Below are 21,166 nucleotides of genomic sequence, written 5' to 3'. Positions count from 1 at the left end.
CGCTACGCCGCGTTCGCTTCCCCGCGCACCGTGACCCCGGCCAGCAGGCCCTCGTAGACCGACCGGTCGACGTCCCCGGCCACCGGGGACAGGGCCGCCGCCGCCGACAGGGCCACCGCCCGGGTCAGCCGGTCCGCCCAGGGACGGTGCTCCACCAGCGCCGACAGCAGACCCGCCACGGCCGCGTCGCCGGCGCCTGCCGGGTTTCCGGCGAACCGCTCCGGAGGGGCCGCGCGCCAGCGGCCCTCGGGCGTCACCGCGAGCAGCCCCTGCGCGCCCAGGGAGGCCACCACCGCGCCGGCGCCCCGCCTGCGGGCGTCCTGGGTGGCGCGCGACGGCTCGTGGGAGCCGGTGAGTTCGGCCAGTTCCCCGGCGTTCGGCTTGAGGATGTCGGGCCGCCCGGCGACCCCGCGGCGCAGCGCCGCGCCGCTGGTGTCCAGGAGGGTCGGGACCCCGGCCGCGCGTGCCGTGCGCAGCAGGCCCGCGTACGCGCCCACCGGGACGCCCGGGGGCAGGCTGCCGCACAGGGCCACCGCCGAGACGGAGGGCAGCAGACCCTCGTAGACCTCCTGGAACGCGGACCACTCGGCGTGGCCGATCGCCGGGCCGGGCTCGTCGAGCCGGGTGGTCCCGCCGGAGCGCCCGTCGACCACCGCGACGGTGCGCCGGGTCGTGCCGGAGACCGGGACCAGCGCGTCGGTGAGGAGCGGGATCTCGGTGAGCCGGTCCCGCAGGACGCGCCCCGTGGCGCCGCCCGCGAAGCCGGTGACCGTCACCTCGTGGCCGAGGGCGGTGAGTACCCGGGCCACGTTGACGCCCTTGCCGCCCGGACGCTCCGTCACCTCCGAGACCCGGTGGGAGGCGTCCGGCCGCAGGGACGGCACGCGATAGGTGATGTCGAGAGCGGTGTTCAGCGTGACCGTGAGGATCACCGGTCCGACCTCCCCTTCTACCTGCGCCTGCCGTACGGCCCGTGGTCACGATCATGCCAAACGGACGGCGGTCGGCCCAGCCCTCGGACCGGCCGCCGTGCGGCGGGAGCGGGGGACGGATCAGCCCAGTCGGGGATCGACCACCCATTCCCCCCGGCGCATGACGCCCACCAGGTCGAACGAGGCGTCCAGGATCACCAGGTCGGCGTCCTTCCCGGGCTCCAGGGAGCCGGTCCGGTCGTCCACTCCGAGCAGCCGCGCGGGGTTGGCGGAGATCGCGGCGACGACGTCCTCGACGGGCAGCCCGTCCACCGTCACCGCCCGCTTGAAGGCCCGGTCCAGGGTGAGCGTGGAGCCGGCGATCGAGCCGCCCTCCACCAGCCGGGCCACCCCGTCGGCGACCTCGACCTCCATCGGGCCGAGCATGTAGCGGCCGTCGCCGAAGCCGGCCGCGTCCATCGCGTCGGTGATGAAGGCGACCCGCTCCCGGCCCGCGTGGTGGAAGGCCAGCTGGAGCGCGGCGGGATGCAGATGCGTGCCGTCGTTGATCAGCTCGACGGTGATCCGTTCGTCCTCCAGCAGGGCGGTGATCGGACCGGGGGCGCGGTGGCCGAGCGGCGGCATCGCGTTGAACAGGTGGGTGGCCACGGTCGCGCCCGCGTCGATGGCCTGGAGCGTCTGCTCGTACGTGGCGTCGGTGTGCCCGACGGCCGCGATCACACCGTGCTCGGCGAGCAGCCGTACGGAGTCCAGGCCGCCCGGCAGCTCGGTGGCGAGCGTCATCATCCGGGCCTGTCCGTGCGCCGCGTCGATCAGCTTGCGGACCTCCGCCGGGTCGGGGTCGCGCAGCAGCCCCTCGTCGTGCGCGCCCTTGCGGCAGGGGGAGATGAACGGCCCCTCGAAGTGGATGCCCGCGATGTCGCCCTGCTGGGCCAGTTCCGCCAGCATCCCGGCGTGCCGGGCGAGGAAGTCCAGGTCGCCGGTGACGGCGGAGGCGACCAACGTGGTGGTGCCGTGCAGGCGGTGGGTGCGCACGCCCTGGAGGACGTCCTCGGCGGTGCCGCCGGCGAAGGACGCGCCGCCGCCGCCGTGGTTGTGGATGTCGACGAAGCCCGGGACCACCCAGTGGCCGGACACGTCGACCGTCTCGGCGCCGGCGGGTTCCTCCCCCGGACCTCCGGCGGGCCGCGGCCCGGGGGGACCCCCACCGGCGATCCGGGTGCCCTCGACGATCACGCGGCCGTCGTCCACGGTCCCGGTGGGCAGGACCACCCGGGCACCGGCGAGAACCTTGGTGGGGGCCATCAGGTGGTTACCTCCGAGGGATACGAGGGGTCAGTGGTGTCGTCGTCGAGCAGGTCCCAGGCGAGCAGGCCCGCGCCGAGGCAGCCGGCGGTGTCCCCGAGGGCCGCGGGGACCAGGGACGGCAGCTTCTGGAAGGTGACCCGCCGCCGGACGGCCTCCCGCAGCGGCGTGAACAACGTTTCCCCCGCCTCGGCGAGCCCGCCACCGATGATCAGCGTGCGCGGGTCCAGCAGGGTGAGCGCGGTGACCAGCCCGTCGGCGAGCGCGTCCACCGCCTCCTGCCAGACCCGTCGGGCCCGTGCGTCCCCGGACGCCACGGCCTTCGCGCAGTCCGCCGCGTCCGCGTCCGGGTCGCCGCAGGCCGCCGCCCACGCCTCGCTCACCGCGGCGGCGGACGCGTACCGCTCCAGACAGCCGGACTGACCGCAGGGACAGGGGGCGCCGCCGGGCCGTACGACGACATGGCCGATCTCGCCCGCGAAGCCGTGCGCGCCCGCTTCGACCCGGCCGTCGATGCCGATGGCGCCCGCGATGCCGGTGCCCAGCGGCACGAACAGGAAGCGGTCGGCGCCCCGGCCCGCCCCGATGCGGCCCTCGGCGAGACCGCCGGTGCGGACGTCGTGGCCGAGGGCGACGGGCACCCCGCCGAGGCGCTCGGTGAGCAGGGCGCGCAGCGGCACGTCCCGCCAGCCGAGGTTGACCGCGTGGACGGCGACTCCCTCCGCCTCGTCGACGATCCCGGGGACGGCGACGCCGGCGGCGGACGCGGGCTCGCCGAACCGGCGGGCGCCGTGGTCGCGCAGTTCGGCCGCGAAGCCGAGGATGTCCGCGACGACCGCGTCCGGGCCGCGTTCGCGACCGGTGGCCCGGCGGGCCTGGTGCAGCAGCGCGCCGTCCGCCCCGACCAGGGCGGCCTTCATCCCGGTGCCGCCCACATCGAGGGCGATGACATGTCTCACGGGTGACAGTGTGGACCGACGACCCGCAAGAGGTCTAGTCCACTCACGTGGTGTAGACCTTATTCCGACTATCGGAATGTCGTCGGATGGCGCGTATGCGCCGGGGCAAGGGGCAGAGCACGTGCAGCGGCGGGTCAGGACAAGGGCGATCGCGGTGGTCTCCGCACTGGGACTGACGGGAGTCCTCGGCGGATGCGGCGTCGGTGGGGGATCGTCCGAGGTGACCCTGAGACTCGTCGCCGCCGACTACGGCACCGGCAAGGCGGACAGCTCCGAGAAGTACTGGGCCGGACTGGCCGAGCGGTACGAGTCCGAGCACCCCGACGTGAAGATCGACGTCAGCGTCTACTCCTGGAACGACGTCGACCGCAAGGTCAAGGAGATGGTCGACGCCGGTGACCCGCCGGACATGGCGCAGATCGGCGCGTACGCCGACTACGCGGCCAAGGACATGCTCTACAAGGCGGGCGACCTGCTCTCCATCCCCGTCCAGGCGGACTTCGTCTCCCAGCTCTCCACCGCGGGCGAGGTCAACAGCGTGCAGTACGGCATGCCGTTCGCCTCCTCCACGCGCGTGCTGTTTTACAACAAGGAGCTGTTCGACAAGGCCGGCATCACCCCGCCGCGGACCTGGGACGAGCTCGCCGCCGACGCCGAGGCGCTGAAGGCGGAGGGCGTGAAGTACCCGTACGCGCTGCCGCTCGGGCCGGAGGAGGCGCAGGCCGAGACCATGCAGTGGCTGCTCAGCGGAGGCGGCGGCTACACCGACATCACCGGTATCTACAGCGTCGACTCCGCGCCGAACGTCGAGACCTTCGCCTGGCTGAAGGACGAACTGGTCGGCAAGGGCCTGACCGGTCCCGTCGCACCCGGCAAGCTCGACCGGGCCGACGGGTTCGAGGCGTTCGCCGCCGGGGACGTCGGCATGCTCAACGGGCACCCCTCGCTGATGGAGATGGCGAAGAAGAAGGGCGTGGAGTTCGGCATGGTGCCGACGCCGGGGGCCGAGGGGGAGAGCGAGGCCACGCTCGGCGTCGCCGACTGGATGATGGCCTTCAACGAGAACGGCAACCGCGACCAGGTCGGCGACTTCCTCGACTTCGTCTACAGCGAGGAGAACGTGCTCGAGTTCTCCCGCGAGTACAACCTGCTGCCGGTCACCAACTCGGCGTCCCGCGCGATGGCCGCGTCGGACCGGGACAAGGAGCTCAAGCCGTTCCTCGACCAGCTGCCGACCTCGGAGCTCTACCCGGTCGGCAACACCTCCTGGGCGGCGGTGAACGCCGCGGTCAAGAAGCAGATCGGCAAGGCGGTCGCGCCGGGCGGCAGCCCGGCCGGCGTCCTCGGCGGACTCCAGGCGACGGCGACGCGCGCGGAGAACGCGGAGTAGCCTGCGGGACATGGACACGGGGGACGGGGAACAGGGGCTGGCCCGGCGTGAACGGGACATCCTGGCGCTGGAGCGCCGGGGGTTCGCCGGGCCCGGTGTGAAGGAGCGCGCGATCCGGGAGGAACTGGGGCTGGCTCCTGTGCGCTACTACCAGTTGCTCAACGCCCTCCTCGACGATCCCCGGGCCCTCGCCCACGATCCGGTGACCGTCAATCGCCTCCGGCGGGTTCGGGAAGCGCGGCGTTCGGAGCGCTGAGGACGCGCCTGGGGTGGTGGGTGGGGCGGGGCCGGGTCGGGGGTGGCCGTCCTCGGACTGGCGCGACTGCCCCGGCTGGAATACGTCGGGGGCGCGGACGCGCCAGCCACTGCGGGCGGCCACCCCCGCCCCGTCCCCTCCGCGCCGTACGCGCCCACCCGCCGCACCAACCTCCCCCCCCGCTCTCCGCGGGCAGTCGTGCCGCTGGGGCGATGGGGGTACCTCCCGCTCGAGCGAAGCCGAGAGTGGGGAGGGTGGGCGCGACGGCACCCCGTAAGCGCCGGGCTGCGCAACACCCCCCGGCGCGCACCTACGCGCTGTGGGCGGCATCAGGGAGGGGGGCCGGGGCACAGCCCCGGGGAGGGGACGGGAAGGGGCGGCGGGGGCGAACTCTTGGGTGTGGGGCGGCGGTCAGTGTATGTGTGCCGCCAGGGTTGCCAGGAGGTGGACGAGGCCCGGCGGGCCGTCGACCACCAGGTCCGCCCGGTCGCGCAGTTCCGTGACCTCGTCGCTTCCGCTGCACACCAGCAGCCCGGGCACACCGGCGGAACGCAGCTTGTCGACGGCGGTGAAGGCGGCGAGGTCGCCCAGGTCGTCCCCGGCGTAGAGGACCGACCCGGCGCCGATCTCCCGGGCGTACTCGCTCAGGGCGACGCCCTTGTCCATGCCCGGCGGGCGCAGCTCGAGGACCAGGCGGCCGGGCTCGACGACTAGCCCGTGCCGGGCGGCGAGCCCGGCGAGCGGCTCGCGCAGCGCCTCGTACGCGGCCTGGGGATCGGCGGCCCTGCGGGTGTGCACCGCGACCGCCCGGCCGCCCTTCTCCTCGATCCAGGTGCCCTGCCAGGCCCCGGCCCGGTCGAGCAGGCCGGGCAGCTCCGCGCGGACGGCGGCGACCCCGGGGTGCGGGGCGGGGGCGGTGACCTCACCGGTCACGGCGTCCCAGCGCTCGGCGCCGTAATGGCCGAGGACGACGAGGTGCTCCAGACCGGGCACGCCCGCGAAGCCGCCGTGCCGTACCGCGACACCCGCGGGGCGGCCGGTGACGACCGCGACCGCGGCCACCTTCGGGGCGAGCGCGGCGAGCGCGGGCACCGCGTCCGGGTGCGCGCGGGCCTGCTCCGGGTCGGGCACGATCGGCGCGAGCGTCCCGTCGAAGTCGAGCCCGATCAGTGCCTTCCCCGGGCGGGAGAGGAGCGCCTCCAGCCCTTCCCGTCCGGCCTGCGTGGCGGGCGTCGGCGTGGCGTGCGGGTCGGTGGAATCCATACCGTCAACCTATCCGCGCCCGCGCCCTCGCACGCCTGCGTGTCCGGTCAGCCGGGCTTCCGGTCCCGCAGCGCGTCCAGCTGCTCCAGGAACCACCGTGCCGGAGGCAGCGCGGTCGCCGCCGCGGCCAGGCGCTTGCCGCGGTCGGCGCGCTCCTCCGGGCTCATGGCCAGGGCCTCGTGCAGGGCGCCGGCGGTCTCCACGACGTCGTACGGGTTGACCGTGATCGCGTCCTCGCCCAGCTCCTCGTGGGCGCCCGCCTCCCGCGACAGCACCAGCGCGCAGCCCGCGTCGGAGACCACCGGGACCTCCTTGGCCACCAGGTTCATGCCGTCGCGGATCGGGTTGACCAGCGCCACGTCGGCCAGCCGGTACGCGGCGAGCGAGCGCGCGAAGTCGTCCCTGACGTGCAGCACGACCGGCCGCCAGCCGGGTGTCCCGTACCGCTCGTTGATCTCCTCGGCGATCCGCTGCACCTCGGCGGTGTAGTCGCGGTACACGGCGAGATCCTGCCGGGAGGGGTAGGCGAAGGCGATGTGCACGACGCGCTCGCGCCACTCGGGGTGGTCGTCCAGGAGCTGCCGGTACGCCAGCAGGCCGCGCACGATGTTCTTCGACAGCTCGGTGCGGTCCACACGGACGATCGTCCGGCGCGGCCCGCCCTCGGGTGCGGCGCCGATCTCCTCCCGCAGCACGGCGATCCGCTCCTCGACGTCCGCCTCGTGGGAGCGGGCACGCAGGAAGTCGGCGTCGGCGCCCAGCCCGTGCACCCCCACCGCGGTGTCCCCGAGCCCGTCCGTGAACCGTTCGCAGCAGGCGGTGAACGCGTCCGCCCAGCGGTGGGTGAGGAAGCCGAGCCGGTCGGCGCCGAGCATCCCGCGCAGCACCTGTCCGGCGATGTCGTCGGGCAGCATCCGGAAGTACTCCGGCGGCGCCCACGGCGTGTGCGAGAAGTGGCCGATGCGCAGATCGGGGCGGAGCTCGCGGAGCATCCCGGGGACCAGGGTCAGGTGGTAGTCCTGCACCAGCACCGCCGCGCCCCGCGCCGCCTCCTCGGCCAGCGCCTCGGCGAACGCGCGGTTGTAGGCCTCGTACGACGCCCACCGGCGGCGGAACTCCGCGTCGAAGACCGGCTCCACCGGCGTCTGGTACAGCATGTGGTGCACGAACCACAGCACCGAGTTGGCGATCCCGTTGTACGCGTCCGCGTGGACGTCCGCCGGGACGTCCAGCATCCGCACGCCGTCCTCGCCCACCCCGCGCCGCACGGCCTCCCGGTCGCCGTCGGACAGCGCCGAGCACACCCACAGCGCCCCCGCGTCCGGCCCGATCGCCGACAGCCCGGACACCAGCCCGCCGCCGCCCCGTTTGGCGCGCAGCGACCCGTCGTCCGCAACCTCGTACGAGACCGGTCCCCGATTGGAGGCGACCAGCACCTGAGCAGCACCGAAGCTTGAAGCCATACGCCTCAACCTAGCCCGGCCCCCGGCACCTCAAACGCACGGTTCGGCCGTATACGGCTCAGGCCACCCGCCGCGCCTGGTACTCGGCGATCTCCGCCATCGGCGGCCGTTCCTCCGTGTCCACGGAGTACGTACGGGGCTCGAAGTTGTCGCCGGTCCGCTCGAACTGGGTCAGCGACGGGCGGATCAGATGGCCGCGGGCCAGGCGGAGCTGGGCGGTGCGGTAGATCGCGGCGGCCATCCGGCCGAGCGCCTGGCCGTCCTGGTGGCGATGCTTGCGGACGCCGACGTCGACCTGGGCGAGCGCGTCCAGGCCCACCAGGTGCAGGGCGTCGACCAGCATGCCGAGCTCCACGCCGTACCCGACCGGGAACGGAAGCTGCTCCAGCAGGGTGCGGCGGGCCGCGTACTCGCCGCCGAGCGGCTGCACGAAGCCGGCCAGCTGGGGCCAGTGCATGTTCAGCAGCGGGCGGGCCATCAGCTCCGTGACCCGGCCGCCCTGGCCCGCGGCCGAGCCCAGGGGGCGGTCGTACATGGCCTTGACCAGCTGTACGTCCGGCTCGGTGAGCAGCGGGCCGACGATGCCGGAGACGAAGTCGGAGGAGAACTCCCTGAGGTCCGCGTCGACGAAGCAGACGATGTCCCCGGAGGTGACCAGCAGCGAGCGCCACAGCACCTCGCCCTTGCCGGGCACCGCCGCCAGACGCGGCAGGATCGCGTCCCGGTGCACCACGGTCGCGCCGGCCGCCGCCGCCACCTCGGCCGTGCGGTCGGTCGAGCCGGAGTCGACCACCACCACCTCGTCGACCAGCGGCACCTGGAGCACCAGGTCGTGGCGGAGGACGGACACGATGTCGCCGACGGTCGCCTCCTCGTTCAGCGCGGGCAGCACCACGCTCACCGTCTGCCCCGTGGCGCGTTTCGCCGCCAGGATCCGGTGGAGCGGTCGGTCGGCCACGGACCAGGAACGGTCGATGAGCCAGCGCTCGACTTCTTCCAGCACGGTCCCCGGCTCCTCACTGGCCTGTGATCCATCTCGCGGTTCGGACGACTATCTCAACCATGCAGGCCTTCGGTTACAGTCTTGAACAACGCCGATGACCACCGCATGCCGGGGTCACCGCGCGCACCACAACTGAACACCGCTCATCCAGAGGGGCAGAGGGATACGGCCCGATGAAGCCCCGGCAACCCTCCAGTCGGTTCTTGTCACACGGACGTGGCGAGGCTCCCGGCTAGGGAAGGTGCCAAATCCGTCTCACGGCGAGGTGCGCCGTGAGGAAGATGAGGAGAAAGGGCCTCGCCTCCATGGCTGTGCAGACTGTTGCCACCACCACCGATTCCGCAGTGGACCTCGGCCCCGCAGCGGCGCTCTCCTGCCGCGAGTGCGGTCACCGCGTACCCCTCGGGCCCGTCTTCGCCTGCGAGGAGTGTTTCGGCCCGCTGGAGATCGCCTACGACTTCTCGGCCTACGACACCGAGGAACTCCGCAAGCGGATCGAGGCGGGACCCGCGAACATCTGGCGCTACGCGCCGCTGCTGCCCGTCCCGGCGGACGTGGCCGGCAAGCCCAACCTCAACCCCGGCTGGACCAAGCTCGTCCAGGCCGACAACCTCGCCCGTGAGCTGGGCGTCGACGCCGGCAAGCTGTTCGTCAAGGACGACTCCGGCAACCCGACGCACTCCTTCAAGGACCGTGTCGTCGCCCAGGCCATCGAGGCCGCCCGCGCCTTCGGCTTCACCACCCTCTCCTGCTCCTCCACCGGCAACCTCGCCGGTGCGGTCGGCGCCGCCGCGGCCCGCGCCGGCTTCCGGTCCTGCGTGTTCATCCCGCACGACCTGGAGCAGGGCAAGGTCGTCATGGCCGCGGTGTACGGCGGCGAGCTCGTCGGCATCGAGGGCAACTACGACGACGTGAACCGTTTCTGCTCCGAGCTGATCGGCGACCCGGCCGGAGAGGGCTGGGGCTTCGTCAACGTCAACCTGCGGCCGTACTACGCCGAGGGGTCGAAGACCCTCGCCTACGAGATCTGCGAGCAGCTCGGCTGGCGGCTGCCCGACCAGATCGTGATCCCGATCGCCTCCGGCTCGCAGCTCACGAAGATCGACAAGGGGCTGCAGGAGCTGATCGGGCTCGGGCTGGTCGAGGACAGGCCGTACAGGATCTTCGGCGCGCAGGCCGAGGGCTGCTCGCCGGTGTCCACCGCGTACAAGGCCGGACACGACGTCGTGCGCCCGCAGAAGCCGGACACGATCGCCAAGTCGCTGGCGATCGGGAACCCGGCCGACGGGCCGTACGTGCTGGACATCGCCCGCCGGACGGGCGGGGCGGTGGAGGACGTGACGGACGAGCAGGTCGTGGACGCGATCAGGCTGCTCGCGCGGACCGAGGGGATCTTCGCGGAGACCGCGGGCGGGGTGACCGTGGGAGTCACCAGGAAGCTTCTGGAGAGCGGGGCGCTCGACCCGTCCCTGACCACCGTGGTGCTCAACACCGGGGACGGTCTGAAGACGCTGGACGCGGTGGCCGGCACGGGGATGAGTGCGACCATCCGTCCCAACCTGGAGTCCTTCCGTGCGGCCGGGCTCGGCTGAGTCGTTCGTCCGCCCCCTGGGCAAGTCACCTGACCGGAGGTTTTGTTGTGAGCGTTACCGTGCGTATCCCCACCATCCTGCGTACCTACACCGGCGGTAAGGCCGAGGTGGGTGCCGAGGGCACCACCCTGGGAGAGGTCATCCAGGACCTGGAGAAGAACCACACCGGGATCGCCGCCCGGGTGCTGGACGACCAGGGCAAGCTGCGGCGCTTCGTGAACGTCTACGTCAACGACGACGACGTGCGGTTCGAGCAGGGCCTCGAGACGGCCACCCCGGACGGGGCCGGCGTCTCCATCATTCCGGCGGTCGCCGGCGGCTGATCATTACCTTCGGTAATCACGGTTACCGAGCGTTCGGCGCATTGCCCCCTCCGTAAGAGAAGCGGAGGGGGCAATTCCATTGGATTGAGCACGGTAGGGTTGGGGAACGCGCTCCCGATCCACTGATCGGAAACATTGAATTCCTGCCGCCCGCCCGATTGGATGCAGCCAAACTGCGGGCCCCTTTCGCGGCATTTGCGCCCTATATGCGGCCCGACTTGCCCCGGATTCAGGTGAATTCTCGCCACATTCCGGACCGGTGTAGTCCAGATTTCTCGTCCGATTGACCTGTTGCAGACGGCAGTTGGACAGATACATTCAGCCGCGGTCGACGCGTTCCGGCGCACGCCCCCAACCGTTGGGGGGTGAGGTCTGACCCGGATCCGCGAAGTGCGGATCCGTGCAAGGGCCAGTAATAGGGGAGTTAGGCATGGCTCAGGGCACCGTCAAGTGGTTCAACGCGGAGAAGGGGTACGGCTTCATCGCGGTCGACGGTGGTGCGGATGTTTTCGTCCACTACAGCGCGATCCAGATGGACGGCTACCGCACCCTCGAAGAAGGCCAGCGGGTCGAGTTCGAGATCTCGCAGGGTCAGAAGGGCCCGCAGGCCGACATGGTTCGTCTCAGCGCCTGAACGCGCTACCTGCCGCAAGATCTTCTGCCGGCGAAGGGCCCGCACCCCCGGGGTGCGGGCCCTTCGCCGTGTTCGCGCGCGGCTGAGCGGCCCCGCGACTCCCCGAAGGCGCTTGCACTCGCATGGGTCGAGTGCTAATCATTGCGTTAGCACTCTGAAGGTGAGAGTGACAACGAAGGACCGGGTCGGTGAGGCCCGCAGGCCGTGTGGGGAAGGAACCACGGGGCCGGCGAGCCGTCCGTCGCGGGCGCGGGCGCGGTCCGAAGGAATCACCCCCAGTCCTGGAGGGACCACTTCACATGGCCAAGATCATCGCGTTCGACGAGGAGGCGCGGCGCGGCCTCGAGCGCGGCATGAACCAGCTCGCGGACGCCGTCAAGGTGACGCTCGGCCCCAAGGGCCGCAACGTCGTCCTCGAGAAGAAGTGGGGCGCCCCCACGATCACCAACGATGGTGTGTCCATCGCCAAGGAGATCGAGCTCGAGGACCCGTACGAGAAGATCGGCGCCGAGCTGGTCAAGGAAGTCGCCAAGAAGACGGACGACGTCGCCGGTGACGGTACGACCACCGCGACCGTTCTCGCCCAGGCCCTGGTCAAGGAGGGCCTGCGCAACGTCGCCGCCGGCGCCAACCCGATGGCCCTGAAGCGCGGCATCGAGAAGGCCGTCGAGGCCGTCTCCGGCGCCCTGCTCGAGCAGGCGAAGGATGTCGAGACCAAGGAGCAGATCGCTTCCACGGCCTCCATCTCCGCCGCCGACACCCAGATCGGCGAGCTCATCGCCGAGGCCATGGACAAGGTCGGCAAGGAAGGCGTCATCACCGTCGAGGAGTCCCAGACCTTCGGTCTGGAGCTGGAGCTCACCGAGGGTATGCGCTTCGACAAGGGCTACATCTCGGCGTACTTCGCCACCGACATGGAGCGTATGGAGGCCGTCCTCGACGACCCGTACATCCTGATCGCCAACTCCAAGATCTCCAACGTCAAGGACCTGCTCCCGCTCCTGGAGAAGGTCATGCAGTCGGGCAAGCCGCTGCTGATCATCGCCGAGGACGTCGAGGGCGAGGCCCTGTCGACCCTGGTGGTCAACAAGATCCGCGGCACCTTCAAGTCCGTCGCCGTCAAGGCCCCGGGCTTCGGCGACCGCCGCAAGGCCATGCTCGGCGACATCGCCATCCTCACGGGCGGCGAGGTCATCTCCGAGGAGGTCGGCCTCAAGCTGGAGAACGCGACGCTCGACCTGCTGGGCAAGGCCCGCAAGGTCGTCATCACCAAGGACGAGACCACCATCGTCGACGGTGCCGGCTCGGCCGACCAGGTCCAGGGCCGCGTGAACCAGATCCGCGCCGAGATCGAGAACAGCGACTCGGACTACGACCGCGAGAAGCTGCAGGAGCGCCTGGCGAAGCTCGCCGGCGGTGTCGCGGTCATCAAGGCCGGCGCCGCCACCGAGGTGGAGCTCAAGGAGCGCAAGCACCGCATCGAGGACGCCGTGCGCAACGCCAAGGCGGCCGTCGAGGAGGGCATCGTCGCCGGTGGTGGCGTGGCCCTGCTGCAGGCCTCCCAGGTCTTCGAGAAGCTGGAGCTCGAGGGTGACGAGGCGACCGGCGCCAACGCCGTGAAGCTCGCCCTGGAGGCCCCGCTGAAGCAGATCGCCGTCAACGGTGGTCTCGAGGGCGGCGTCGTCGTGGAGAAGGTCCGCAACCTCCAGGTCGGCCACGGCCTGAACGCCGCGACCGGCGAGTACGTCGACATGATCGCCGAAGGCATCATCGACCCGGCGAAGGTGACCCGCTCTGCCCTGCAGAACGCCGCCTCCATCGCCGCGCTGTTCCTCACCACCGAGGCCGTCATCGCCGACAAGCCGGAGAAGGCCGCGGCCCCGGCCGGCGGCGGCATGCCGGGCGGTGACATGGACTTCTGATCCTCCCGAGGATCGGATCCGTCCGTAGTACGACCGAGGGCGGCATCCCCTGTTCCGACAGGGGGTGCCGCCCTCGGGCGTGCGGGGACCCCGTCGCTGCCGATGTGGCGGGGATCACGGGCGGGTGTGCCGGGACGGCGGAATGCCCCTCCGCCCCCCGCGGTTGACGCCGTCGTGCATTTAATGCACGCGCACATACCATCCGGTACCCCCCCCATGAGGAGTCCTGCTGTGACCGTCACCTCCCCGGAAACCGTCGCCCGAGCCGCCGAGGTCCTCTCCCGGCCGGTCTCCCTCAACGGGCTGACCATCCCCAACCGCATCGCCATGGCGCCGATGACCCGGATGTTCTCGCCGGGCGGTGTGCCCGGTGAGGACGTCGTGTCGTACTACTCCCGCCGTGCCGCCGCCGGTGTCGGACTGATCGTCACCGAGGGGACGTACGTGGGGCACGAGTCCGCCGGTCTGAGCGACCGGGTGCCGCGGTTCCACGGCGCGGAGCAGCTCGCGGGCTGGGCGAAGGTCGCCGAGGCGGTGCACGCGGCGGGCGGCACGATCGTGCCGCAGCTCTGGCACATCGGCATGGTCCGCAAGGAGGGGCAGGCGCCCTACCCGGACGCCCCGGCCGTCGGCCCGTCCGGACTGCGGATGGACGGCGGCGAGGGCGCCGGCAAGGCGATGACGCAGGGCGACATCGACGACGTCGTCGCCGCGTTCGCCCAGGCCGCCGCCGACGCCGAGCGGATCGGTTTCGACGGGCTGGAGCTGCACGGCGCCCACGGCTACCTGATCGACCAGTTCCTCTGGTCCGGCACCAACCGCCGCACCGACGCCTACGGCGGCGACCCGGTGGCCCGCGCGCGGTTCGCGGCGGAGATCGTGGCGGCGGTCCGCGCGGCCGTGTCGCCCGGGTTCCCGGTCCTCTTCCGCTACTCGCAGTGGAAGCAGGACGCCTACGACGCCCGGCTCGCCCGGACGCCCCAGGAGCTGGAGGCGATCCTCGCCCCGCTCGCCGCGGCCGGTGTCGACGCCTTCCACGCGTCCACGCGCCGCTACTGGCTCCCCGAGTTCGAGGACTCCGACCTCAACCTGGCCGGCTGGACGAAGAAGCTGACCGGCAGGCCCGCCATCACCGTCGGATCGGTCGGCCTGAACGGCGAGTTCCTCAAGGCCTTCCAGGGGGAGGGCGCCGAGCTCGGCAGCCTCGACAACCTGCTCGACCGGATGGAGCGGGACGAGTTCGACCTCGTCGCCGTGGGCCGGGCGCTGCTCCAGGACCCGCAGTGGGCTGCCAAGGTGCTGGCCGGGCGCTTCGACGAGCTGGCGCCGTACGACGCGGCGTCCCTGCAGACGCTGAGCTGAGCGGTCGGGCCGGCCGGTGACGCCCCGGAACACGGGGCGTCACCTCCTTGTCACGGGCTTTTAATTTGCTTAAGTCAAACAACTGCATTTAAAGTTGCCTCAGTCAAGCATCCCTGAGTCAACGACGGAGATCTCCCTTCATGTCCGACGCACTCGACCGGCCCGCCCCGCCGGGCGGCCCCGCTCCGGCCCATCCCACCGCCGTGGTGGCCGTGCTCGCCTTCGGCGGCATCGTGGTCTCGCTGATGCAGACCCTGGTGATCCCGATCGTGGGACAGCTGCCGCAGTATCTGAACGCCTCCGCCTCGGACACCGCCTGGGCCATCACCGCCACCCTGCTCGCCGCGGCCGTCGCCACCCCGGTCATGGGCCGGCTCGGCGACATGTACGGCAAGCGCCGCATGCTGCTGCTCAGCATGGCCATGCTGGTGATCGGCTCCGTCGTCGCCGGACTCAGCGACTCCCTGGTCCCGATGATCGTCGGCCGGGCCCTGCAGGGCCTGTCGTCCGGTGTGATCCCGCTCGGCATCAGCATCCTGCGCGACGAACTGCCCGCGGAGCGGCTGGGCTCGGCGACCGCGATGATCAGCGCCTCGCTCGGCGTCGGCGGCGCCCTCGGCCTGCCCGCCGCCGCGCTGATCGCCGACAACTTCGACTGGCACACCCTCTTCTGGACCTCCGCCGCCCTCGGCGTCGTCGCCCTGGTCCTCGTGCTGGTCACCGTGCCCGAGTCGCGGGTGCGCACCGGAGGACGGTTCGACCTGCCCGGCGCGGCCGGCATGGCCGCCGGACTCGTCAGCCTGCTGCTGGCGATCTCCAAGGGCGCCGACTGGGGCTGGACCAGCGGCACCACCCTCGGTCTGTTCGCCGCGGCCGTGGTGATCCTGCTGGTCTGGGGCTTCTACGAACTCCGCGTGGACCAGCCGCTGGTGGACCTGCGCACCACCGCCCGCCCCCAGGTGCTGATCACCAACCTCGCCTCGGTGGCGATCGGCTTCGGCATGTTCTCCATGTCCCTGGTCATCCCGCAGCTGCTCCAGCTGCCCGAGGAGACCGGCTACGGCCTCGGCCAGTCCCTGCTGGCCGCCGGCCTCGTGATGGCCCCGTCCGGTCTGGTGATGATGGCGCTGGCCCCCGTCTCCGCGCTCCTCTCCCGCGCCAAGGGCCCCAAGATCACCCTGATGACCGGCGCGCTGATCGTCGCCGCCGGCTACGGCCTCAACGTGCTGCTCATGGACGAGGTCTGGCACTTCGTCCTGGCGTCCTGCGTCATCGGCGCCGGCATCGGCTTCACCTACGGCGCGATGCCCGCGCTCATCATGGGCGCGGTACCCGCCTCCGAGACCGGCGCCGCCAACAGCCTCAACACCCTGATGCGGTCCATCGGCACCTCCGTGGCCAGCGCCGTCGCCGGTGTCGTACTGGCGCAGATGACCACCTCGTTCGGCCCGTACACGCTGCCCGGCGAGGGCGGTTTCCGCACCGTGCTGGCGCTCGGCGCCGGAGCCGCGCTGCTCGGCTTCGCCATCGCCGCGTTCATCCCGCGCCGTCGTGCCGCCACCGCGGCCGTCGGCGGGACCGTGCCCGGGAAGGCCGCCGAGGCATCCAGGGCCTGACCCGGCCCTACGGGTTGCCCATCGGCTCGATGTCGACCCGCACCGGCGTCCCCCACACGCGCAGCACCTCGTAGTCGGTGAACTCGTGCACGATCCGGTACGCCATGGCCGGCCGGGGCCCGCGCCGCTGTGCCGCGATGTACAGCTCGGCCTCGCGCCGGTCCCGGCGCGGGGTGCCGCACAGCTGCCACGTCTGCCCGTTCCACAGCTCCGGCAGCCAGCGCTGCTGGGGCTGCGGCCGGTCGCCGCGCACCCCGTACCGGGACGGGGCGGGCCCGGCCTGCCGGTGCGGCGCGGCGGGGCCGTTGAACTCGGCGCGTCGCGCGGCGCGGCGCCGGGTCTCGCAGAGCAGGCACAGGTCCGGGGCGCTCTCGTCGACCGGCCCCGTGGGGTGCTCGGCGCAGCGCGTGCTCGGCGCGGCCGTGCTGACGCTCTCCTCCAGCAGGTCCAGGGCGCGCCGCAGATCGTCCTTCACTTCGTGCAGCCGGGCGTCCGGGGTGTCGGCGGACAGCGCCTCACCGTGCTCACCGAGCACACGCAGGGCGCGGCCCAGTGCGGTGAGCTGCGCGTGGTTCATCGTCGTCTCCGTGTGGGGTGGGTCCAGTATCCCAGCGTGCACCGGCCGGCCGCCGGACGGCACCGGCGAGGCCCTACGATGCCTGGTCGGACGGTCGGCTGTCGAAGGGGGCGGGGCGTGAGCGGTATCGGGACGGCGGTGGCGGACCCACCCGGCGGCAAGGAGGTACGGCCCGCGCGGGCCACGGCCCTCACCTCGGTGCTGTGGGCGCTGGCGCTGCCGGCCGCGCTGCTGCTGAGCGCCGCCGTCACCCAGTGGTCCACCTGGCTCGGCGTCGTCCTCGTGATGGCGACCGTCGCCTGCGCCGGCTGCCTCGTGGGCTTCGCCTGGAAACGCGCCGGTGCGGCGACCCTGGTCTGCTTCGGCGGCTTCGCCCTGACCCTGTTCGCCGGACCCGCGGTGTACGACGGGTACATGCGGACCGTGGGGGAGCCGGTGGACGCCGTGGTGACCCGGGTCGTGGACCGGGACGCGCGGCGCGGGCCCGACATGTTCTGCACGGTCCGTGAGCTGGGCGGCGAGCGGCGGACGTACGAGGTGTCCCAGCGGGAGAACTGCTGGGGGCAGGCCCGGCCCGGCGACCGGGTCGTCCTGCGCGAGGACCCGCTCGGGCTGCTCGGCCCCCGGCTGCCCGACGGCCCGGACCAGGGGAACACCCCGGAGATCACCCTGGCGAGCACCGCCGGTCTGACGCTGCTCGTCACCGCCGGGGTGCTGTACGGGGGCCTGCGCCGCAGGCCGTGACCGGCCGTCCGCGGGACTCAGCCGGTCCGGGACCGGTCCAGCGCGGCCCGCAGGTGGCCGGCGGACTCCGTGAGGAGGCGGGCGGCCGTGGGCGCGTCCACGTCGGCCAGGATGACCAGGATGGCGTGCTTGACCTCGCCGTCCGTGGCGGCCAGGGCGCTCTCGACGACGTCGTCCCGCGCCCCCGTCACCTGGGCGACGATACGGCGGGAGCGGGCGCGCAGCTTCTCGTTGGAGGCGCGGACGTCGACCATCAGGTTCCCGTACGTCTTGCCCAGCCGGATCATCGTGATCGTCGACAGCATGTTGAGGACGAGCTTCTGCGCCGTGCCCGCCTTGAGGCGGGTGGAGCCGGTGAGGAACTCGGGGCCCGCGACGACCTCGATGCCGTGCTCGGCCGCCGCCGCCAGGGCGCTGCCCCGGTTGCAGGCCAGGCCCACGGTGAGGGCGCCCCGCGCCCGGGCGTACTCGACGGCGCCGATCGCGTAGGGGGTGCGGCCGGAGGCGGAGACGCCGACCACGGTGTCGTCGGCGGTCGGCGTCAGCGCGGCCAGGTCGGACTCGGCCAGCTCGCGGGAGTCCTCGGCGCCCTCCACCGAGGTGACCAGGGCGGCGGGGCCGCCCGCGATCAGGCCGACGACCTGCTCCGGGTCCGTGTTGAAGGTCGGCGGGCACTCGGAGGCGTCCAGCACGCCCAGCCGGCCGGCGGTGCCGGCGCCCGCGTAGATCAGCCGGCCGCCCCGGGCCATCCGGGCGGCGACGGCGTCGACCGCGGCGGCGATCCGGGGCAGCTGCTCGGCCACGGCCGCGGCCACCGAGCCGTCCTCGCCGTTCATCAGCCGTGCGATCTCGAGGGTCGGCAGCCGGTCGACGTCCGCCAGCTCCGGCCGGTACGCCTCGGTGGTCAGGGACTCCAGCTGGGAGCGCAGCTCACGGTCGGGGGAGGTGGAGGTCATAACGGGGTTCTTCCAGTCTGGGGGGTCGGGAAGGACGCTCGGGGACGCGCGACGGCGTCCGGTTGCCGCCGGCCGCCGCCGCGTGGGCGGGGCCGGCCATGGAGCACCCGCGGTCGCTCACCACGGCGCGCCCTACGGCGCTCTGCGCACCGCCCGGTGCCGGTGTGCCAGCGCCTCGTACGACGCGGCCAGGGCCGGCGCCGCCGACTCGTACGTCCGCTGCGCCACTCCCACGAACAGGCAGTCCACCACCAGCAGCTGCCCGGTCCGGGAGGACATCGCGGCCGGCCGCAGCTCGCTCTCGCGGGCCGTGGAGGTGGTCAGGATGTGATCGGCGTACTGGGTGACGGGGCTGTCCGGGCGGCCGGTGACCGCCACCGTCGTCGCCCCGCGCTCGAACGCCACCCGGAGCGGTTCGATGACGTCGCCGGTCGATCCGGAGTGCGTGACGGCGATCGCCACGTCCCCCGCGCGCAGCTGCACCGCGTTGGTGACGGCGAGGTGCGGGTCGCTGTGGGCCTGCGCCAGCAGGCCTATCCGCAGCAGTTTCTGGGTGAGGTCCTGGGCGACAAGACCCGACGCGCCGACGCCGTACACATCGGTGCGGCGGGCGCCGGCCAGGGCGGCCACGGCGGCGGCGAGCTGGACGGTGTCCAGCCCGGCCGCGGTGTCGGCGAGGGTCTGCTGCTCGTCGTAGGCGAGTTTGGCCACGACTTCGGCTATCGGGTCGTCCACCGCGATGTCGGTGGTGATGGCGGGCGCGCGGCCGGACTGCTGCTGGGCGGCGAGACCGGCGAGCGCCAGCCGCAGATCCCGGTATCCGGGGTAGCCCAGCAGGCGGGCGGTGCGGACCACGGTGGCCTCGCTGGTGCCGGTGAGCTCGGCGAGTCCGGTGACCGTGAGGGCCGCGCAGCCGGCCGGGTCGTCGGCGACGGCCTCGGCGACGCGCTGCATGGAACGGGTCATCGACGGGGCCAGCGTGCGGACCTTGGCCGCGAGCGCGGCGGGAGCGGGCAGCGCTGACGTGCCTCCGCCGGGACCGCCGGTCCCGCGTCCGCCCCCGAAAATTTCCTTCACCTCATTGGTCACGGTATGAAAGATATTTTCGTTCGGGTTGTGCGGTCAAGAGTGCGCACAATGGGACCATGGACCCTCACGGCGAACCCGGCGCCCATCCGGTCGGCCCCCTGGAGCAGGCGCTGCACGCGGCGCGCGCCCTCGTGCTGGCCGATCTGGCGGTGCGCGAGGTCGCCGAGGCGGACGTGGTGTCCCTGGTCGAGGATTCCGTGACGCACCGGCGCTGGTGGGTCGAGCAGTGGCCGGAGGGCGCCGGGTTCCTCGCCGGACTGGTCGCCCAGGACGTCCAGGACGCCCTGCTGGAGCGGTACGGGCGCTGGCCGCTGTGCCCGGTGTGCGGTGACGGCGACCCGCACGCGCTGGAGGTGGAGCCCGAACTGGGCCCCGACCCGCACTGGGTGTGCCACAAGGCGGGCGTGCGGGTCGCGGCGGTGGGCGGACTGGACCGGGCGGAGTCCCGGTGACGGTCTACATCGACCCGCCCACCTGGCCGGGCCACGGCCGGCTCTGGTCCCACCTGGTCAGCGACGTCTCCTACGACGAACTGCACACCTTCGCCGAACGGCTCGGCGTCCCCCGACGCGCCTTCGAACGGGACCACTACGACATCCCGCAGCACCGGTACGCCGACGCCGTGGGCGCCGGGGCGCTGGAGGTGAGCAGCCGCGAGGTGGTGCGGCTGCTGCACGGGGCGGGGCTGCGGCGCCGCAAGGGCGCGGCTCAGCCGCGGAACGCGTAGGAGATCTGCCCCTCCTGCCGGGTGACCTCGGTGAAACCGGCCCGGGTGACGACCTTCTGCGAGGCCACGTTCTCCTCCTCGACGACGGCGGCCACGGTCCGTACGCCGTCCTGCTCCAGGGCCCAGCCGGACAGGGTGCGCAGCGCCTCGGTGGCGTAGCCGTTGCCGCGGGCGTCCACGGAGAGGTCGTAGCCGATCTCCACGCTGCCCTCCGGGTCCGGGACGCCGTGGAACCCCATCGCGCCCACCGCCCGGTCGTCCTCGCGCCGGACCAGTACGTACATCCCCCACTCCGGGTGGAAGATCCCCTCCTCGTACTGCTTGAGCAGCATCCCGGCGCCCTCCCGGGTCCCCTCGAACGGGCCCGAGTCGACCCAGTCGAACCCGCCGTGACCGCTCAGGGAGAGATCGGTGGCGACCGCCGGGGTGACGCCCTCCAGGGCGAGCCGCTCGGAGCGCAGCACCGGGTTGTTGCTCCAGCGCCACGCGGTGACCGGGTCCCGGCCCGGCAGCTCGCCGCGCCCGGTGGCCCACAGCAGGGTCCGCCAGGGGGTCGGGCCGGGCTTGACCCGCGGGAAGATCCGGGTGAGGACGAAGGACGCGAGCTCCGCCGGCGGTTCGTGGGAGATCCCCAGGCCCTCGGCGATGTCGTGGGTGTGCAGCAGGACCTCGGCGACGCCCATCGCGGCGAAGCCCTCACGGTTAGCGTGCCCGAAGGGGTACGGGTGGAAGGCGCGGACCGCGCGGGGGGTGGTGCGGATCGCGGCGGCGAGCAGGGCGCCGGTCGCCTCGACCGACCTCAGGACGCCGGTGTTGCCGGTGTCCTCGCCGAACGCGATCGTGAAGGGCAGGCGGGCGGTGGCCGCGCGCCCCGCGAGCCGCCCCGCGTACGCGACGAGGTCGTCCGCGATGTGCTCCGCCGCCTTCCGGCAGTCCCACTCCAGCCGCCCGGCCCCGGCCCCCTTCCAGTCCCGGTCGGTGACCGCCCCCAGCGCCGCCACGCAGTCCGCGACGGCTTCCTCCACCTGTTGCGCTCCCACAGCATGCATGGGG

General features: G+C 72.6%; 21 protein-coding genes and 1 riboswitch. Of the genes, 11 read left to right on the top strand and 10 right to left on the bottom strand.

Annotation, left to right across the window (positions count from 1 at the left end; genetic code table 11):
- Positions 1-2: 2 nt before the first annotated feature.
- The 3 genes from CNQ36_RS15700 to CNQ36_RS15690 form a co-directional block, all read right to left on the bottom strand.
- On the bottom strand, positions 3-932 hold the full coding sequence (locus CNQ36_RS15700) for a 1-phosphofructokinase family hexose kinase (protein WP_121546481.1): 930 nt from the start codon (positions 930-932) through the stop codon (positions 3-5).
- Positions 933-1,052: 120 nt separating this feature from the next.
- Positions 1,053-2,237, bottom strand: coding sequence for an N-acetylglucosamine-6-phosphate deacetylase (gene nagA / locus CNQ36_RS15695; RefSeq protein ID WP_121546480.1), 1,185 nt, complete (start codon positions 2,235-2,237; stop codon positions 1,053-1,055).
- Positions 2,237-3,196: an ROK family protein gene (locus CNQ36_RS15690; protein ID WP_121546479.1), complete on the bottom strand. Its 960-nt coding sequence runs from the start codon at positions 3,194-3,196 to the stop codon at positions 2,237-2,239. The genes nagA and CNQ36_RS15690 overlap by 1 nt, the downstream gene beginning before the upstream one ends.
- A 121-nt stretch (positions 3,197-3,317) precedes the next feature.
- Here CNQ36_RS15690 and CNQ36_RS15685 point away from each other — a divergent pair, with 121 nt between their 5' ends.
- On the top strand, positions 3,318-4,586 hold the full coding sequence (locus CNQ36_RS15685; protein WP_121546478.1) for an extracellular solute-binding protein: 1,269 nt from the start codon (positions 3,318-3,320) through the stop codon (positions 4,584-4,586).
- Positions 4,587-4,596: 10 nt separating this feature from the next.
- Positions 4,597-4,842 carry a DUF3263 domain-containing protein gene (locus tag CNQ36_RS15680; protein ID WP_121546477.1) on the top strand — a complete coding sequence of 82 codons (246 nt, stop codon included), beginning with the start codon at positions 4,597-4,599 and terminating at the stop codon, positions 4,840-4,842.
- A 411-nt stretch (positions 4,843-5,253) separates the two neighbouring features.
- Here CNQ36_RS15680 and otsB read toward each other — a convergent pair whose 3' ends face one another.
- From otsB to CNQ36_RS15660, 3 genes are read right to left on the bottom strand one after another with little or no spacing between them, the layout of a single operon-like run.
- Positions 5,254-6,105 carry a trehalose-phosphatase gene (gene otsB, locus CNQ36_RS15670; protein ID WP_121546475.1) on the bottom strand — a complete coding sequence of 284 codons (852 nt, stop codon included), beginning with the start codon at positions 6,103-6,105 and terminating at the stop codon, positions 5,254-5,256.
- 47 nt (positions 6,106-6,152) lie between these two features.
- On the bottom strand, positions 6,153-7,568 hold the full coding sequence (locus CNQ36_RS15665; RefSeq protein WP_206278460.1) for an alpha,alpha-trehalose-phosphate synthase (UDP-forming): 1,416 nt from the start codon (positions 7,566-7,568) through the stop codon (positions 6,153-6,155).
- 58 nt (positions 7,569-7,626) lie between these two features.
- On the bottom strand, positions 7,627-8,571 hold the full coding sequence (locus CNQ36_RS15660) for a glucosyl-3-phosphoglycerate synthase (protein ID WP_004929924.1): 945 nt from the start codon (positions 8,569-8,571) through the stop codon (positions 7,627-7,629).
- Between the two features lie 140 nt (positions 8,572-8,711).
- Positions 8,712-8,859: riboswitch (SAM riboswitch) on the top strand.
- A gap of 17 nt (positions 8,860-8,876) precedes the next feature.
- Between CNQ36_RS15660 and thrC the strand changes: the two genes are divergently transcribed.
- The 6 genes from thrC to CNQ36_RS15630 all read left to right on the top strand — a co-directional run bounded on the left by thrC (position 8,877) and on the right by CNQ36_RS15630 (position 16,020).
- Positions 8,877-10,163, top strand: coding sequence for a threonine synthase (thrC, locus tag CNQ36_RS15655; RefSeq protein WP_121546473.1), 1,287 nt, complete (start codon positions 8,877-8,879; stop codon positions 10,161-10,163).
- 47 nt (positions 10,164-10,210) lie between these two features.
- Complete coding sequence (locus CNQ36_RS15650) at positions 10,211-10,486, top strand: MoaD/ThiS family protein (protein WP_004929926.1); 276 nt, start codon at positions 10,211-10,213, stop codon at positions 10,484-10,486.
- 430 nt (positions 10,487-10,916) lie between these two features.
- The gene (locus tag CNQ36_RS15645; protein ID WP_004929928.1) at positions 10,917-11,120 is read left to right on the top strand and encodes a cold-shock protein; all 204 of its coding nucleotides are present in this window, start codon (positions 10,917-10,919) and stop codon (positions 11,118-11,120) included.
- 299 nt (positions 11,121-11,419) lie between these two features.
- Positions 11,420-13,042 (top strand): chaperonin GroEL, encoded by a 1,623-nt coding sequence (groL, locus tag CNQ36_RS15640; protein WP_004929930.1) that lies wholly within the window; start codon positions 11,420-11,422, stop codon positions 13,040-13,042.
- A gap of 216 nt (positions 13,043-13,258) precedes the next feature.
- Entirely contained in the window at positions 13,259-14,404 is a 1,146-nt protein-coding gene (locus CNQ36_RS15635) for an NADH:flavin oxidoreductase (RefSeq protein ID WP_410177120.1), read from the top strand.
- Positions 14,405-14,544: 140 nt separating this feature from the next.
- Positions 14,545-16,020: an MFS transporter gene (locus CNQ36_RS15630; RefSeq protein WP_121546471.1), complete on the top strand. Its 1,476-nt coding sequence runs from the start codon at positions 14,545-14,547 to the stop codon at positions 16,018-16,020.
- 7 nt (positions 16,021-16,027) lie between these two features.
- Here CNQ36_RS15630 and CNQ36_RS15625 read toward each other — a convergent pair whose 3' ends face one another.
- A complete protein-coding gene (locus CNQ36_RS15625; RefSeq protein WP_121546470.1) occupies positions 16,028-16,597 on the bottom strand; it encodes a hypothetical protein in 570 nt (189 codons plus the stop codon).
- Between the two features lie 117 nt (positions 16,598-16,714).
- Here CNQ36_RS15625 and CNQ36_RS15620 point away from each other — a divergent pair, with 117 nt between their 5' ends.
- Complete coding sequence (locus tag CNQ36_RS15620) at positions 16,715-17,341, top strand: hypothetical protein (RefSeq protein ID WP_121546469.1); 627 nt, start codon at positions 16,715-16,717, stop codon at positions 17,339-17,341.
- Positions 17,342-17,358: 17 nt separating this feature from the next.
- Here CNQ36_RS15620 and murQ read toward each other — a convergent pair whose 3' ends face one another.
- Positions 17,359-18,297: an N-acetylmuramic acid 6-phosphate etherase gene (gene murQ / locus CNQ36_RS15615; protein ID WP_004929938.1), complete on the bottom strand. Its 939-nt coding sequence runs from the start codon at positions 18,295-18,297 to the stop codon at positions 17,359-17,361.
- Between the two features lie 132 nt (positions 18,298-18,429).
- Entirely contained in the window at positions 18,430-19,386 is a 957-nt protein-coding gene (locus CNQ36_RS15610) for a MurR/RpiR family transcriptional regulator (protein WP_121546468.1), read from the bottom strand.
- Positions 19,387-19,442: 56 nt separating this feature from the next.
- Between CNQ36_RS15610 and CNQ36_RS15605 the strand changes: the two genes are divergently transcribed.
- Positions 19,443-19,838 carry a hypothetical protein gene (locus tag CNQ36_RS15605; protein WP_004929940.1) on the top strand — a complete coding sequence of 132 codons (396 nt, stop codon included), beginning with the start codon at positions 19,443-19,445 and terminating at the stop codon, positions 19,836-19,838.
- Entirely contained in the window at positions 19,835-20,113 is a 279-nt protein-coding gene (locus CNQ36_RS15600; protein WP_004929941.1) for a DUF4031 domain-containing protein, read from the top strand. The genes CNQ36_RS15605 and CNQ36_RS15600 overlap by 4 nt, the downstream gene beginning before the upstream one ends.
- On the opposite strand, the gene CNQ36_RS15595 is transcribed toward CNQ36_RS15600, so the two are convergent.
- Complete coding sequence (locus CNQ36_RS15595; RefSeq protein ID WP_228312977.1) at positions 20,095-21,162, bottom strand: GNAT family N-acetyltransferase; 1,068 nt, start codon at positions 21,160-21,162, stop codon at positions 20,095-20,097. The genes CNQ36_RS15600 and CNQ36_RS15595 overlap by 19 nt on opposite strands.
- Between the last annotated feature and the right edge of the window lie 4 nt (positions 21,163-21,166).

This window comes from Streptomyces fungicidicus, from assembly GCF_003665435.1.
GTDB lineage: Bacteria > Actinomycetota > Actinomycetes > Streptomycetales > Streptomycetaceae > Streptomyces > Streptomyces fungicidicus.
The sequence above is the reverse complement of the archived record's forward strand: the minus strand, read 5'-3'. Positions and strand labels throughout refer to the sequence as shown.

Bases quoted from the DNA above. Each gene is read 5' to 3' on its own strand.
- nagA (WP_121546480.1), bottom strand. From the start codon at position 2,237: ATGGCCCCCACCAAGGTTCTCGCCGGTGCCCGGGTGGTCCTGCCCACC.
- CNQ36_RS15680 (WP_121546477.1), top strand. From the start codon at position 4,597: ATGGACACGGGGGACGGGGAACAGGGGCTGGCCCGGCGTGAACGGGAC.
- otsB (WP_121546475.1), bottom strand. From the start codon at position 6,105: ATGGATTCCACCGACCCGCACGCCACGCCGACGCCCGCCACGCAGGCC.
- CNQ36_RS15665 (WP_206278460.1), bottom strand. From the start codon at position 7,568: ATGGCTTCAAGCTTCGGTGCTGCTCAGGTGCTGGTCGCCTCCAATCGG.
- thrC (WP_121546473.1), top strand. From the start codon at position 8,877: ATGGCTGTGCAGACTGTTGCCACCACCACCGATTCCGCAGTGGACCTC.
- CNQ36_RS15645 (WP_004929928.1), top strand. From the start codon at position 10,917: ATGGCTCAGGGCACCGTCAAGTGGTTCAACGCGGAGAAGGGGTACGGC.
- groL (WP_004929930.1), top strand. From the start codon at position 11,420: ATGGCCAAGATCATCGCGTTCGACGAGGAGGCGCGGCGCGGCCTCGAG.
- CNQ36_RS15635 (WP_410177120.1), top strand. From the start codon at position 13,259: ATGAGGAGTCCTGCTGTGACCGTCACCTCCCCGGAAACCGTCGCCCGA.
- CNQ36_RS15630 (WP_121546471.1), top strand. From the start codon at position 14,545: ATGTCCGACGCACTCGACCGGCCCGCCCCGCCGGGCGGCCCCGCTCCG.
- CNQ36_RS15625 (WP_121546470.1), bottom strand. From the start codon at position 16,597: ATGAACCACGCGCAGCTCACCGCACTGGGCCGCGCCCTGCGTGTGCTC.
- murQ (WP_004929938.1), bottom strand. From the start codon at position 18,297: ATGACCTCCACCTCCCCCGACCGTGAGCTGCGCTCCCAGCTGGAGTCC.
- CNQ36_RS15605 (WP_004929940.1), top strand. From the start codon at position 19,443: ATGGACCCTCACGGCGAACCCGGCGCCCATCCGGTCGGCCCCCTGGAG.
- CNQ36_RS15595 (WP_228312977.1), bottom strand. From the start codon at position 21,162: ATGCATGCTGTGGGAGCGCAACAGGTGGAGGAAGCCGTCGCGGACTGC.